This window comes from Flavobacterium sp. NRK1 (assembly GCF_024054175.1).
In the GTDB taxonomy this organism is placed as follows: Bacteria; Bacteroidota; Bacteroidia; order Flavobacteriales; family Flavobacteriaceae; genus Flavobacterium.
The window spans coordinates 2,403,944-2,419,015 of record NZ_JAMXLA010000001.1; the positions used below are offsets into that span (position 1 = coordinate 2,403,944).

Annotated in this window: 10 protein-coding genes; 4 read left to right on the forward strand and 6 right to left on the reverse strand. The window is 37.0% G+C overall.

Going from position 1 to position 15,072, the window contains the following annotated elements:
• The first annotated feature begins 25 nt into the window (after positions 1 to 25).
• The 4 genes from def to NHE85_RS11025 all read left to right on the forward strand — a co-directional run bounded on the left by def (position 26) and on the right by NHE85_RS11025 (position 5,981).
• The gene (gene def / locus NHE85_RS11010) at positions 26 to 613 is read left to right on the forward strand and encodes a peptide deformylase (RefSeq protein ID WP_252812079.1); all 588 of its coding nucleotides are present in this window, start codon (positions 26 to 28) and stop codon (positions 611 to 613) included.
• Positions 614 to 669: 56 nt separating this feature from the next.
• Complete coding sequence (locus NHE85_RS11015) at positions 670 to 1,110, forward strand: DUF5606 domain-containing protein (RefSeq protein ID WP_252812080.1); 441 nt, start codon at positions 670 to 672, stop codon at positions 1,108 to 1,110.
• Positions 1,111 to 1,186: 76 nt separating this feature from the next.
• Entirely contained in the window at positions 1,187 to 1,960 is a 774-nt protein-coding gene (gene mazG / locus NHE85_RS11020; RefSeq protein ID WP_252812081.1) for a nucleoside triphosphate pyrophosphohydrolase, read from the forward strand.
• A gap of 379 nt (positions 1,961 to 2,339) precedes the next feature.
• Positions 2,340 to 5,981: a T9SS type A sorting domain-containing protein gene (locus tag NHE85_RS11025; RefSeq protein ID WP_252812082.1), complete on the forward strand. Its 3,642-nt coding sequence runs from the start codon at positions 2,340 to 2,342 to the stop codon at positions 5,979 to 5,981.
• A 212-nt stretch (positions 5,982 to 6,193) separates the two neighbouring features.
• On the opposite strand, the gene NHE85_RS11030 is transcribed toward NHE85_RS11025, so the two are convergent.
• From NHE85_RS11030 to NHE85_RS11055, 6 genes are all read right to left on the reverse strand, one after another.
• A complete protein-coding gene (locus NHE85_RS11030) occupies positions 6,194 to 8,278 on the reverse strand; it encodes a DUF349 domain-containing protein (protein ID WP_252812083.1) in 2,085 nt (694 codons plus the stop codon).
• Positions 8,279 to 8,414: 136 nt separating this feature from the next.
• Complete coding sequence (locus tag NHE85_RS11035) at positions 8,415 to 9,155, reverse strand: shikimate dehydrogenase (protein WP_252812084.1); 741 nt, start codon at positions 9,153 to 9,155, stop codon at positions 8,415 to 8,417.
• A gap of 68 nt (positions 9,156 to 9,223) precedes the next feature.
• Positions 9,224 to 10,624 carry a tetratricopeptide repeat protein gene (locus tag NHE85_RS11040; protein WP_252812085.1) on the reverse strand — a complete coding sequence of 467 codons (1,401 nt, stop codon included), beginning with the start codon at positions 10,622 to 10,624 and terminating at the stop codon, positions 9,224 to 9,226.
• Between the two features lie 103 nt (positions 10,625 to 10,727).
• Positions 10,728 to 11,924 (reverse strand): aspartate aminotransferase family protein, encoded by a 1,197-nt coding sequence (locus NHE85_RS11045; RefSeq protein ID WP_252812086.1) that lies wholly within the window; start codon positions 11,922 to 11,924, stop codon positions 10,728 to 10,730.
• 8 nt (positions 11,925 to 11,932) lie between these two features.
• Complete coding sequence (locus NHE85_RS11050; RefSeq protein ID WP_252812087.1) at positions 11,933 to 13,594, reverse strand: OstA-like protein; 1,662 nt, start codon at positions 13,592 to 13,594, stop codon at positions 11,933 to 11,935.
• 144 nt (positions 13,595 to 13,738) lie between these two features.
• Positions 13,739 to 15,010 (reverse strand): adenylosuccinate synthase, encoded by a 1,272-nt coding sequence (locus tag NHE85_RS11055; RefSeq protein WP_252812088.1) that lies wholly within the window; start codon positions 15,008 to 15,010, stop codon positions 13,739 to 13,741.
• Positions 15,011 to 15,072 lie beyond the last annotated feature (62 nt).

Consider the following 15,072-nt stretch of genomic DNA (forward strand, 5'->3'; position numbering starts at 1 on the left):
GGCTAATTATAAAAGCACTACGAATATGATATTACCAATTGTTGGATATGGTGACCCGGTGTTAAGGAAAAAGGGAGTTGATGTAAACCAAAATCATCCTAACCTTAAAGAGGTTATTGCAAACATGTACGAGACGATGTATAATGCTTATGGGGTAGGGCTGGCTGCACCTCAGGTAGGCTTGTCTATCCGTTTGTTCATTATAGATACAAGTCCGTTTAGTGATGATGAAGATCTGTCTAAAGAAGAACAGGAACAACTAAAAGATTTTAAAAAGACTTTTATAAATGCTGTTATTCTTAAAGAAGAAGGAGAGGAGTGGGGCTTTAATGAAGGCTGCCTTAGCATTCCTGATGTTCGAGAAGATGTATACCGCCAGGAAAGAATTACCATAGAATATTATGATGAAGACTTTAATAAGCATACAGATGTTTATGACGGTCTCATTGCAAGGGTAATTCAGCATGAGTATGATCATATAGAAGGTATATTGTTTACCGACAAAATATCATCTCTGAAAAAAACTCTTATTAAAAAGAAATTACAAAATATAATGGAAGGTAAAACAAGACCTGATTATAAAATGAAATTTGTTGCCAAAAAAGGCAGATAATTTTTGTTTTTTATCGCAAAGATTAGATATTTGCCTTCCCTTAAAAAAAATAAACAATGAGCATCGAGAAAATATTATCCATTTCAGGAAAACCGGGACTATATGAGCTTAAACTACAAACCCGTACCGGATTTGTTGCAGAATCTCTAATAGATGGAAAAAAAGTAACAGTAGGTTTAAGAAGTAATGTAAGCCTTCTTTCAGAAATATCAGTTTATACTTATGACGGAGAGATCCGCCTTTCAGAAGTATTCCGTGCGATAGCGGCTAAAGAAGATAACGGCCCGGCGCTTTCACACAAAGAAGACAATGCAAAACTTGAGTCTTATTTCAGGGAAGTACTTCCTGAATTTGACGAAGACAGAGTTTATGCTTCTGATATTAAAAAAATACTTAACTGGTACAATATGCTTCAGGCAAAAGGACTTGTTTCTAAAGATGAGCCTGCCGCTGCAGAAGCTCCTGTTAAGGAGGAAGAAGTTAAGACCGAAGAATAATAAGGACTTAGTTATATAATTTATCCTGCCATTTGTTATTCAAGTGGCAGGATTTTTTATTTTTACAATAAAAACAATGAATACACGCCAGCAACAGTTAGACGCTTTTAACAGGCTTCTTGATATAATGGATGACCTCCGCCAAAAATGTCCTTGGGATAAAAAACAAACACTCCAAAGCCTTCGGCACCTTACGATAGAGGAAACGTACGAACTTGGTGACGCTATTCTTGATAATGATTTGCAGGAAATTAAAAAAGAGCTTGGCGATATACTACTACACATTGTTTTTTATGCCAAAATAGGCAGCGAAACTGAAGATTTTGATATAGGAGATGTTGCTAACGAAATATGTGAAAAGCTAATTCATCGTCACCCTCATATTTATGGTGATGTTGTAGTGGAAAATGAAGAGGAGGTAAAGCAAAACTGGGAAAAGCTTAAACTTAAAGAAGGTAAAAAATCAGTGCTTGAAGGGGTGCCGAAAAGCCTGCCCGCCCTTGTTAAGGCGAGCCGTATACAGGATAAGGTAAAAGGAGTAGGTTTTGATTGGGAAGAGCCACATCAGGTATGGGATAAAGTGCAGGAAGAAATTGAAGAATTTCAGGACGAGGTTAAAAAGGGCGATCAGGATAAAATAGAAGCTGAATTTGGCGACGTAATTTTCTCTATGATCAATTATGCCCGTTTTTTAAACATAAACCCCGAAGACGCTTTAGAACGTACCAATAAAAAGTTCATTAAGCGTTTTATGTATCTTGAAAGTAAAGCTTCAGAATTGGGGAAACCTTTAGCAGATATGACACTGGCTGAAATGGATGTGTTTTGGAATGAAGCTAAAAAGCTCTGAAACTAAATATTCTTTAATTTTTTAAAATTTAATTTTCTTTTTTTAAAAATTATCTAATCTAATTTATATTAAAATATCAATATTTTAAATTTATAATTCAAATAAATTAAACGTCAGTATATTAGATAATTAACTTTTTACTAAGTTATAAAATTTATTAAAACACCGAATTAGTGCCTAACGTGTAACTAATTCGGTGTTTTTTGTTATATATCTTTAAAAATCACAAATTCTCATGAAATTAAATATTTAATTCTTAAATTTCTAAAAATTATGTTAACCTAAATTTACTTTCATGTTAAAAAAATTACCTTATCTATTAGGGTGTCTTTTTGCCACATTATCATTTAATGTGCTCAAGGCACAAAATTATCAACAAATGCCCATTTCCACGGGGCTGAATGCCGACGTTATTGCCGATGGCGTTGGTTCTGTAATTTCTTCAACCACTATCGATATTGATGGTGTTAATTACAATTATGTAGCTGTTGGTTTTCAGGCCACAGCTTCAGCTACTCCCATTACTTACGGTGTTCCTGCAAACGGATTTATTGCTTCTGCAGTAGGCAGTACGCCTGGCTTAACGTATCAGTTAGCACCTTTAACAGGTAATAACTCATTAAGGCTACCAACTACTGCTCCAACAGGAACAATCACTTTTGCCACACCTTTGGCGGTTAATACACTTTATATGCTTGCTGTTACAGGCAGTGGAGCAGGTACTGTTACTGCTGTTGTAAACTTTTCTGATGCAACAAGCCAAACATTCACTGGTGTTGCTGTTGCTGACTGGTTTGGAGGCAGTAACTATGCAATACAGGGTATTGGACGTGTTAACAGAACCACTAATGCTTTGGAGCCAAACACTACAAATCCAAGAATGTACCAGATACCGTTAGCGATATCTACTGCAAATCAGTCAAAACCAATTCAAAGTGTACAAATAACCAAAACTTCTACGGGTGGTGAAGTAGTAAATGTATTTGCTTTCTCAGCTGATGCTTATACAAGTTGCCCTGCACCTACCGCTATTACTTATACATCTACAATGGATGGAGCTGTAATTAACTGGACAGCGCCTTCAATTGTTCCTTCAGACGGATATGATTATTATATTAGTACAAGTGCAACTGCACCAACAGCAACTACTACACCAACAGGCAATGTTGCAGCAGGTACTAACACAAAAACACTTACTGGTCTTTTACCGGGCCAGACCTATTACTGCTGGATACGTTCTAATTGTGGTGGTGTAAAAGGGTTTTGGCAAACAGGTACTTTTACTCCGGGTCAGATAACATATACTTACACAGGAGGAGAGATTAATACTCTATATGAAGATTCTTCTACAGTTTCTACAAATTCAACTACTACCTGTCCTGGTGTAATGACTGTTAGTGTACCTCCAGGATATAAAATTGCTTCGGTTGGCACATCATATATTATGACTACTGCAAGTAATGGTTGGATGAGCGAACAACGTTCTTTACTCGTTTGTAATACAACCGGCCTTAAAGAGGCATCATTATCAGCAGGAAGCGGTAACGGGGGGACATTTAATTACAACCGTTCAGGTATAGCTATTGCGAATGACCTTACGGGAAGCGTTGAGTTTGAATTAAGAGCGTGGAGGACTTTTGGAGGGTCAGGCTGTAATAATACTTATAATAAAGTAGATAACAATACTTGGAAGGTAATTGTAACTTATGCGCTTGATAGCTGTACAACTCCGGATGCTCCTACAGGGGCAGCACAAAATTTATGTCCTACAGCTACATTTGCAGATCTTTCTGCCGATGGTATCGTTGGGGCAGTATATAACTGGTATGCAGATCCAACAGGTGGTGAGGCGATAGATCCTGCAACGCCAATTGCAGTTGGTACTTATTATGTTAGTCAGACTGTTGGTACTTGTGAAAGTCCGCGTTCTGCTGCAATAGCTGTAACTTTAGATCCTACGCCGCTACCTACAGCGGTAGCACAAACACTATGTGGAGGTACTGTTATTTCTGATCTTGAAACTACAAGTGGAGAAAATATTCAGTGGTATACAGCCTTAACGGGAGGTACGGCTTTAGCAGCAACTACTGCTCTGGAGACAGGTAACTATTATGTTTCTCAAACAGTTAATGGTTGTGAAAGTGCAAGGGCTACCGTAGCAGTGACTATTAATACAACTCCTGCTCCTGTAGCAGCTTCTCAAATATTTTGTGCAGGCGAAGGTTCTACTGTAGCTGATATTCAGGTTACTACTGAAGAAGATACTACAGTACAATGGTATGCCAGTGCAACTGCTACTGAAACTTTAGATACTGCAACAGTATTAGGTACTGGTACTTACTATGTATCTCAGTCTTTAGGCGATTGCGAAAGTGTAAGAGTAGCTGTAAATATAGCTGTGTCAACTATCGTTGCTCCAACTACCTTCCCTCAGGAATTATGTTCGGGTGCTACTGTTGCCGATTTAGAGGCGGGAGGCAGTCCGGTTGCTACATATAAATGGTATGCATCTGAAAGTGATGATGAACAACTTGCTGAAGATATGGCTGTAACTTCTGGTACTTATTATGTAACTCAAACACTTGGTACATGTGAAAGCTCAAGAGCAGCAGTTGAGGTTACTATAAATAATGTTACTGCTCCTGAAGCAGCAGATCAGGAATTTTGTAATGGTGCTACAGCAGCAGATTTAACTGCTACAGCTTCGGAAGGAGCTACAATCAAGTGGTACGCAAGTGAAGATTCAGCAACTGCATTAGGTGCAGATACAGCGCTGGAGACCGGTATTTATTATGTTTCTCAGAAACTTAATGATTGCGAAAGTGACAGGGTACCTGTGCAGGTAAATGTTAATGCAGTAATTGATGCTCCTATAGCGGCAAATCAGGCGGTTTGTATGGGGGCAACAGTGGCTGATCTTTCAATTGAATTATCAGAAGGTGCTACGGCTAACTGGTATGCAAGCGAAACGGCAACAACTCCGTTATCTTCAGAAGAGGTATTGTCAGAAGGTACGTACTATGTATCTCAGAATATAAGTATTTGCGAAAGCGAAAGAGTTGCTGTTGAGGTAACTCACACTATTGTACCGGTGCCAACCGCTGAAAATTTTGTTGTATGTTCAGGAACAATGTTCTCAGAATTAACAGTTGAAGGCGAAGAAGGTGCTGATTTTAACTGGTACACTACGTTAGACGGATCTACTTTAGTTGATCTTGAAGGAGAAGTGTCTGCGGGAACTTTCTATGTTTCTCAAACAGTTAATGGATGCGAAGGCGGAAGATTAGCTGTAAATGTTGCTTTAACAACAACTGCTATGCCAACTCCTTTTGCAGTTCAGTCTTTCTGTGGTGAAGCTTTTGTTTCTGACCTGACAGCTGGAGAAACTGAAACTTACACTGTAAACTGGTATTCTCCTGAAGGAAACTTAGTATCATCAACCGATGCTCTTGTTTCAGGTACTTATACTGTTTCTCAGTCTTTTGAAGGTTGTGAAAGCCAGGTTGTGGAAGTTGAGGTTGTTGTTTCGGCTATTCCGGATATGCCTGTAGGTGATGCAGAGCAGGAATTTGAAGAAGGAGCTACCGTAGCTGATCTTGACGTAGAGTTTGTTGCAGATGCAATTGTAGAATGGTTTGTATTAGATGAAGATGCATGGATTAGTATTCCTGCTGCAACACCTCTGATTTCAGGTAATACGTATGGTGCTTCTCAATCAATTGGAGCATGTAGCAGTGAAATACTTGCTATAGAAGCAACTGTATTACTGGGAACTGAATCATTTGAATTGAAAAATGTAGTAGTGTATCCTAATCCTGCAACAGATGTACTTACTGTTGAAGGTAAAGATACTCTTACTGAAATATCAGTGGTTAACCTATTAGGACAGCAGGTTATGCGTCAGTCTGTAAATGCAAATACTGTACAGGTAAATGTTTCTTCATTACCACAGGCAACTTACATACTGCAGGTAAATGCTGCAAATGGTGCAACTGCTTCATTTAAAATTGTAAAACAGTAACAGAGTAATAGTTTTTAGTTCATAAGGGGGTCTGGTGTTGGTTACCGGGCCCTCTTTTTTTATACTTAATATTTTTTCTGATATAATCCCCTGCTATAAACCGAATCTCATAATCAGAGAATATAACGTTAAGCGTATGGCTGAATATTAAATTATAGAAATAAAAAAAACCATCCTGTTAAGGATGGTCTATCGTTATATATAAGTAATGCCTATTGTTGTTTAAGGCTTCTTATCTGTTTAAGTTTTTCTCTCCACGTCTTAAGGTCTTCTTTATGGCGCTCTATATTTTTTTGTACTTCTTTTACAAGAGGATTATCTCCTTTAGCATTTGAAATGAACTGGATGTTATTCTCAAGCTGGAATATTTCTCCCTGTACCTCGTCAATTTTACGCATAATAAACAGTTGCTCATTTTCCAGTCTTCTGGTATCATCACCTTCAGCAAGCTGTTCTAAGCGGTTATTAAACCTTACCATATCTGTTTCTTTCTTAGAGAGGCTAAGCTTGTCAAACAGTGCATCAAGTATCTTATTGAATTTGCCTTCTATATGTCTTCTTGCCTGAGGAACACGTCCTAATCCTTTCCAGTTTTCTATATGCTTTTTAATTGCATCCAGATCGGTTTTGTGATCGCCGGTAAGTTCAAATTCTTTCAGGTTTTCAAGATATTCTTTTTTCTTATCAAAAGCTTCAAGTTCTTCTTTATTTGCTTCATTGCGTTGTGCGTGAAGCCTGTCGAAATAATGGTTGCAAGCTGCTTTGAAATCTTTCCATACGCTGTCAGAATATTTTCTTGGAACGTGGCCTATGGTTTTCCATTCATCCTGTATTTGTTTCATTACAGGTGTTGTGGCGTTAAAATCTTCACTATCCTGCAGTGACTGGGCTTTTTCTACAAGAGCCAGTTTTTTATTAAGGTTTTCCTGCTGGTCTTTTTTAATGTCTTTATAAAAAGAGTTCTTAACCGTATTAAAGTTTCTTACAGCAGCTTTAAATGCTGCCCAGGTTTCTTCATTTACTTCAAGAGGCACTTTTCCTGCTTTAAAGAACTGTTCCCTTAAAGCTTCAATGCGATCTATTTGTCCCTGCCATGCATTATGTGCTGTTATTTTTTCTTCAGCAATAGCATTTATCTGGGCAATAATGTCGTTCTTTTTAGCAAGGTTCTCTTCTTCTTTTTCCTTGCTTTTTGCTACAAGGGCTTCACGCTTGTCATGAAGTTGCTTTGTAAGTTCGCTAAAACGATTCCATATTTCTTCACGATGTTCTCTTGATACAGGCCCGATTTCTTCTTTCCATATCTTATGAAGAGCCTGTAGTTCACGAAAAGCCTTGTTTACATCTTCTTCTTCAACAAGTTCCTCTACACGTGCAATAATTTTTTGCTTTTGCTCAAGATTATGTTTAAAGTCCATATCCCTTGCTTCTCTGTCAAGATGAAGATGGTCATAAAAACGTTCAATATGAAAATGGAAGTTATTCCAAACATGGTTGTATTTGTCACGCGGAATAGGCCCTGCATTTTTCCAGCGATCGCGAAGTTCGCTTACATGTTTAAGTGAGTCTTTAATATTTTCGTCGCCATCAACAAGATTTTTCAGTTCTTCAATAATAGCAAGCCTGTTTTCAAGATTGCCTTTAAGATCTGTCTGTAATTTTTTAAAATGGCTGTTTTTTCTGTCTCTATACTGATTGTATAAGGTGTCGAATTTATTTTTTAAAGGATAGTGATATTCAAAATCAGAAGTGTCGCCATTGTTGTCGTGGCTGTATTCATCTTTCTTCTCCTCAATAAAATGATTGTATTTAGAGTAAAATTCTTTTCTTATTTCTTCTATATGGTCTTTAACAGACATTACTTTTTCTACAGCAGTAAGTTTCTCCAGCTCATCTGTAAGTTCTTCCATTGAGAGCTCCTCATAATTAAGCATGGGTATATCGTGCCTGTCAGTTAGCGAGTCGTCTTCGCCTTCTTCGGCATTACTTTCATCTATAGAATCAACGGCACTGCGTTCTTTTTTTTCTGTAGATGATGGTGTTTCAGTAGTTTTGTCTTCAATGGCTGTAACAGCATCATTATCATCATCACTTTCCGGCTCATCGGCTACTTTTGCTGCTTCCAGTATTTCTTTAGGCGCAAAAGGCAGCTGGCCTTCGGTTTCATGAACTACAGGTACCTCACCATCTTCAATAGTGTCGTTTTCAGTAGAGTAATCGGTCTGTAAGGTGCCGTTTACTTCGTTTAATTGTTCTCCATCTGCTTCATGCAGGTTATCATTCTTTTCTTCTAACATCGTAAAAATGCTTAAGGGATTAATATCTTTAATGCCGAAAGATAGTAAAGCCAGTTTAAAATTCAAAGAAAAACATCGATTTCTGAATGTTTGGATGGTTTTATTAAATATAAATAACGATTTGTTAAAAGAAGAGTTATTTTTTATTCCAAACCTTCCATGCCTTTTCAGCCTGATGTACCAGCATGTCGTAGCCATTTTTTGTGACTGCACCATTTTTAGCTGCTTTTTTTAGGAAAGCAGTCTCTTCAGGATTATATACAAGGTCGAAAGCAATATGCCTGTCTGAAAAAAGGCTGTAATCTATTGGAGGATATTCATTTATATTAGGGAAAGTGCCTAATGGTGTGGTGTTTATTATTATATGGTACTCATTAAAAATATTCTCTGTAAGGTCTTCATAACCATAAATTACATCTGTTGCGGTTCGCGATACAAAGTCATATTCTATTCTCATTTTTCTAAGAGCATAGGCAATTGCTTTTGCGGCACCGCCGGTTCCTAAAATCAATGCTTTTTTATGATGTGGAAGCAGCAGTGGCTCTATAGCTCTTTTAAATCCGTAATGGTCAGTATTATAGCCTTTGGTTCGTTTTTTTGAAACAACAATAGTATTTACAGCACCAATTATTTGTGCAGTTTTAGATACCTTATCCAATAATGGTATAACCTGTTCTTTGTAGGGAATAGTTACATTGAGTCCTTTTAGCCTTTTTGTTTTTTGAAGTATTTCCGGAAGCTGGGAAATGTCTTCAATATCAAAGTTGGTATAAGTGTAATTTTCAAGGCCTTTCTTTTTAAACTTACTTTTGAAATACCCTGCAGAAAAGGAGTAATTAATATTGCGGCCTACAAGTCCAAAACGTTTTGTTTTCATTCCATAAAAATAAAAAAACCTGATTAAGCCATGCTATAATCAGGTTAAATATTATAAAATAAAATTAATTATTGTCTGCTTTCATGCTTTTTAATAGCGTCCTGTACAATATCTGAATACCATATTGCGGGAAAATATTCTTCAATAAGCGTATGGTGTTTAAAACCTAATCTTAGCCCATTACTTAAATGAAACACTGCTTTATCTTCTTCCTGCTGCATAAAGTACAATCCGGCAAGTCGGTATTCAATCTCATATTCTTCAGGAAAATATTCAGAGGCCTGGAGCAAAGTAGTAATAGCGGTATCATATTCACCCAGCGTTACAAGAGTATCTGTCCAGAATAACCAGGTATCAAGCTGGTAATCACCAAACTCTACTGCTTTTCTATAGCCTTCTTCTGCTTCTTCATGAAAACTCAGCGCTTTGTTTATAATTGCATAGCGTTTCCAGTATAATTTATTTTCGTTGTCAATACCAATAGCTTTATTTACATAGTAAAGTGCTTTCTGGTAGTTTTTACGACGAATATAAAAATCGGTAATTGCTATCCATGCTTTATCAAGTAAGGGATCTTCATGTACAGTTCTCAAATAAAACTTAAGGGCATCTTCAAAATTGCCTAATCTTTCATAGCATTTACCAACCCTTAGCAAAGCAAAAGATGTAGGGTCATCAAGCTCCATAGTAATGGTGTAGCATGCAATAGCCTCTTCATATCGTTTTAACTTCTCTAAAGATTTGGCTTTTTCAAGAAATGCTCCCAGAAAGCTGTCGTCAATAAGCGTAGCATAGTCAAAGGCACGTAATGCTCCTTCATAATCTTTTATGGCATAGTATTGTCTTCCTAACTGATGCCAGGCTACTTCACTGTATGGGTTCTTGTCAATAAAATTATTCAGAAACTCAACAGCTTCAAGGTTTTGGTCTAAAAAATCAAAACAATATACCACATTATATAATGCGGAGTGATCTTCAGTATCTTCATCAAGGCATTTAATAAAATTATCACGTGCCATTTCTAAATTATCCATAAAAAGATATTCCATACCTATAAGAGAATATACATCTGCATAATCGTCTGTATATTTAAGGGCAGTTTGTAAAAGCTCTACTGCTTTTTCATGCTGGTCTCTTTTAGAATAAATATTTGCTTTTTGTATATATACCTCTTCGTTAGTAGGTTCTATGGCATATAAGTCATTTAATAATCTTTCTGCAAGGTCTAGTTTGTCGTCAAAAACTAAAAGCTCTACCTGTACTAATTTTAAACCTGTTGACCTGGGATGTTGTTCCAGACCTAATTTTAAGGCCTTCTTAGCTAAATTAATTTTTCCGGTGTCGAGGTAATGAAGAATAATGTCTTCAAACTCTTCAGAATCAAAGAAAAGTACTTTGTTGGTTTTCAACATAGATTCAAACTTTGATAAGGATAAACTGTAATCTTCTTCTTCGTGGCTCAAATTCATACTCCTATTGTTTAAAATTATCCTTATTAAAGTTACAAAATGTAACTCCTAAAAGGAAATAATTTATATTTCTTTTGAACAATTTAATTAACAAATTTTATTGTTAATTATTGTTTTGCTCTTCAAGAATCTCATTCATAACTTCAATAATAATGCCACAACCTTCCTCAATCTCCTCATTACTAATAGTTAGGGGAGGGGTTATTCTTATTGCGCATCCTTCAAACAGCAGCCAGAATAAAATAAGGCCTTTGTCCTGGCATCGCAAAATTACTTTGTCAGTAATATCAGCCCTTTCAGTCATCGCTGCAAGCATTAAGCCCTCACCCCGTACTTCTTTAATCAGGGGGTGAATAAGCAGTTTTCTGAATATTTTTTCTTTTTCCAGCGTCTGCGCCATTATGTCAGTTTCGGTCAGCTCATGTAGCGTAGCTAAGCAAGCAGCAGCAATTACCGGGTGTCCGCCAAATGTTGTTATATGCCCCAGCTTAGGATCATGGCTTAATAAATCCATCATCTTTTCTGAAGCTGTAAAAGCTCCTACCGGCATACCACCACCCATTCCTTTACCCATAACAACTACATCCGGTACAACATCATAGTTCTGAAACCCAAATAGTTTTCCTGTGCGTCCAAAACCTGGCTGTATTTCATCAAGAATCATTATAGCGCCTACTTCATCACATCGCTGCCTTACTTTTTTAAGAAAATCATTATGCGGCTGTATAAAACCGGCGCCACCCTGAATGGTTTCCAGAATAATACCTGCTGTTTTAGTAGTTATTTTTTGTAAATCCTCTTCGTTGTTAAAGGTTATAAAATCCACATCAGGTAGTAACGGGCGAAATATCTGCTTGCGTTCCTCAAACCCCATAACACTCATAGATCCCATAGTGTTGCCGTGATAAGCATTAAAACAGGAGATAAGCTGGCTTCTGCCTGTTACTCTTCTTGCAAGTTTTAAGGCTCCTTCAGTTGCTTCGGTGCCCGAGTTGGTAAGGTAGGTTTTATTTAATTGTTCAGGCATGTTTTGTGCAAGCAATTTACAAAACTCGGTTGCAGGATGCTGGGCATATTCACCATATACCATTACGTGCGAATATTTGTTAAGCTGGTCTATGATCGCCTGATTTACTCTTGCATTCTGATGTCCCAGGCTTGCTGCCGAAACGCCGGCCACAAAATCAAGATATTTTTTATTATTGCTATCGTAAATATAAGATCCCTTGGCGTGAGAAACTTCCATTCCTAAAGGATAAGGAGAAGTTTGCGCCTGGTATTTTAAAAAGTCATTGATCATTCGCATTATTATTTTTGTTCCTCTTTAACCTCAGGTTTAGGCTTAGGTTTTGGGTGGTCTTTATCATAATCCAATGTCTGCTTTAATGGTTCCATTGGAGTGTCTTCTATTTTTTTATCTGCTACCGATTTTTTAACTATACTGTCATGAAGTTCTTGTTCTTCCGGAGGGAATATGTCGTCTTTTGTTTTTATCATTTCATCTCCACGCCATAAAAAGCCTCTCAGTTTACGCACATTTTGCGGTAGTTCGGAATCAGGATAGATTTGGCTTTCGGTTTTTCTGAAAAGTGTTGCAGAGGTAATTTTATTGTCTTTCAGTTCAAGATGAATACTGCTGCCTACACCTTTATCTATACCAAATAAAACCTCTTTATCATACATATAGTATATCTTCTCTGCATTTCCTATTAAATCTACCTCATAGAGTTTATTATCCCTGAATTTACCATACAGGTTCTTTCCTTTTATCTGGTTATATCCCGTTCCTAGGGTATCTTTCTGAATTATAAAAGCATTTGTAAGTACCTTTAGCGAGTCTATTTGTTCAGTTTTACTGTTAGATATTATGTGTATAACTTCTCCTGTAAGCTGGCTGTCGCCATTCCATACCACAGGACGTTTAATAAGTTGCGTAAGCCCTTTTGCTTCATCAGAATGTATCGAATCGCATTTACCGCTCATATCTACCTTATAAAATCGTGCATTATTGTATCCTCTCACAATTCTGAAGCCCGGTTTTCCTGTAACTACCATACGTTTTGCATGGGTGTATAAGGTGTCTTTTTCTACAAGTGTTTTTGCTACGGCATGTTTTGTCATTATAAGGGAGTCGCCCTCTTTAAATCTATATATTTCAGAATAATGCCCCTCTAAAACATATTTGTTTACTGTGTCGGTGACTTTTACATTGTTAGTTGCGGATGAGTAATTTCGAGGCCTGTCATAATAAATACTGTCTCCTTTTATAATCCGCGTACCATATTTTATGTAGGAGTTGGTTAGCAAATGTGCCAGATTTTTTTTTGTATCATAAAACCCTTTCTCAGTATAAATATAGTCTTCTTTACTTGTAATTGTGGTAGGGCCAAATACATATGAATGCCCAGAGTTTGTGTAATAATCAAGATGGTTTGACTTTAAAACATATTTTGGGTTGGTAAGGGTAACGGCAGTTCTGAATTCATATTTCTTTTGAGCTACTATATAGCGCCCTGATTTACTTTTAAGAGTATTGTCAGCATTATAAATAGTTCCGTAAGAATTATAATAAGCCTGTTGTGCAGCCCTGTCAAAATAAATAGTGTCGGTAACAAGCCTCATGTCGGGAGAGCGCATCACTATATCTCCTGTTGCGTAAGCAAATTTTTTGTTGCCATTATATTCTGCATAGCGCCCATCCATAAAAAGGCTGTCGCCCTGATTCATTTTTACATCGCCAAAAAGCTTTATATAATTCTCTTTAGTGAAATGATACGCTTTGTTACAAGTCATTCTAATACCATCATGTAATACCCTTACATTGCCGGTAAGAACAACAGCGTCAGGAATTTCCGTCTGATTCCCTTCAATAAAATCTACGTGCTCAATTATAATTAACTTTTTCTCCTGTGCGCACAAAACATTATTGCAGAGAATAAAAGATATAAGAAAAAAGAGAAGCTTTTTCAAGTTGAAATAATTTGGAACAAATTTACGTAAAAACAATAACAATAGTTGTGCTTTGCTTTATTGTATAGTTAAAAGTTTCGGGGTTACTATATATTTTATTCACTAAAGACAAGTTATAAAAAAAGCCGCATAAAGCGGCTTTTTTTATTTTATAATTGTCTGGGTTCTGTCCGGGCCTACAGATATAACTTTAATAGGTACTTCAACTTCTTTTTCAATAAACTCAATATATTCTTTAAGTTCAGCAGGAAGCTGTTCATAGGTTGTCATTCCTGTAAGATCTGCTGCCCATCCTTTTTTCTCAACAAAAACAGGCGTTACATTTTCAGGTTCTATGTTATAAGGCAGGTGACTAATTTCCTGTCCTTTATATTTATATGAAGTACATACTTTTAAAGTATCAAAACCAGAAAGTACGTCACCTTTCATCATATATAGCTGTGTAACACCATTTACCTGGATTGCATATTTTAGTGCAACAAGGTCCAGCCATCCGCAACGTCTCGCACGACCGGTTACAGATCCGTATTCATTACCAACGCGTGCCATTGTAGCACCATCTTCGTCAAATAATTCAGTAGGGAAAGGCCCGCTTCCAACACGGGTAGTATATGCTTTAAAAATACCAAATACATCTTTAACCCTGTTTGGTGCAATACCAAGTCCTGTACAGGCTCCGGCAGCAGTAGTGTTAGATGATGTGACAAATGGATATGTACCAAAATCAATATCAAGTAAAGAACCCTGAGCACCTTCTGCAAGAATGGTTTTTCCTACTTTCATTGCTTTGTTAAGGTATTCTTCGCTATCAATAAAGGTAAGTTTTTTAAGCTCTTTAACTGCAGCAAAAAATTCTGCCTCAAGTTCTGCAAGGTCATATTCAAGCTCTACATTGTAGAAGTCTATCATTGCCTGGTGCTTATCGGCAAGGTGGCGGTAAAGCTCTTCAAAATTTTCAAGCTCAATATCTCCTACTCGAAGGCCGTTTCTTCCGGTTTTGTCCATATAGGTTGGGCCAATACCTTTCAGTGTTGATCCTATTTTTGCTTTACCTTTAGAAGCTTCAGATGCAGCATCTAAAAGGCGGTGTGTAGGTAATATAAGGTGTGCTTTTCTTGAAATAAGCAAGCGGGACTGAATATCGATATTGAATTTCTCAAGCCCTTCTATTTCTTTCTGAAAAACCACAGGATCCATTACAACACCATTACCAATGATATTTATTGAATTTTTATGGAATATACCTGATGGAATAGTCCTTAAAACGTGTTTAATCCCATCAAATTCCAGTGTGTGGCCTGCATTTGGTCCACCCTGAAAACGGGCAATAATATCATATTTAGAGGTGAGTACGTCAACGATCTTTCCTTTGCCTTCGTCGCCCCACTGTAATCCAAGCAGCAAATCTACGGTCATTCCTTTTATTTGTTTGTTATATTGAAATAATTGTTTTTCCGGGTAATCATAAAAATAAAAAC

Coding starts and splice junctions, on each gene's coding strand:
- def (WP_252812079.1), top strand. CDS start 26: ATGATATTACCAATTGTTGGATATGGTGACCCGGTGTTAAGGAAAAAG.
- NHE85_RS11015 (WP_252812080.1), top strand. CDS start 670: ATGAGCATCGAGAAAATATTATCCATTTCAGGAAAACCGGGACTATAT.
- mazG (WP_252812081.1), top strand. CDS start 1,187: ATGAATACACGCCAGCAACAGTTAGACGCTTTTAACAGGCTTCTTGAT.
- NHE85_RS11025 (WP_252812082.1), top strand. CDS start 2,340: ATGCCCATTTCCACGGGGCTGAATGCCGACGTTATTGCCGATGGCGTT.
- NHE85_RS11030 (WP_252812083.1), bottom strand. CDS start 8,278: ATGTTAGAAGAAAAGAATGATAACCTGCATGAAGCAGATGGAGAACAA.
- NHE85_RS11035 (WP_252812084.1), bottom strand. CDS start 9,155: ATGAAAACAAAACGTTTTGGACTTGTAGGCCGCAATATTAATTACTCC.
- NHE85_RS11040 (WP_252812085.1), bottom strand. CDS start 10,624: ATGAATTTGAGCCACGAAGAAGAAGATTACAGTTTATCCTTATCAAAG.
- NHE85_RS11045 (WP_252812086.1), bottom strand. CDS start 11,924: ATGATCAATGACTTTTTAAAATACCAGGCGCAAACTTCTCCTTATCCT.
- NHE85_RS11055 (WP_252812088.1), bottom strand. CDS start 15,010: ATGACCGTAGATTTGCTGCTTGGATTACAGTGGGGCGACGAAGGCAAA.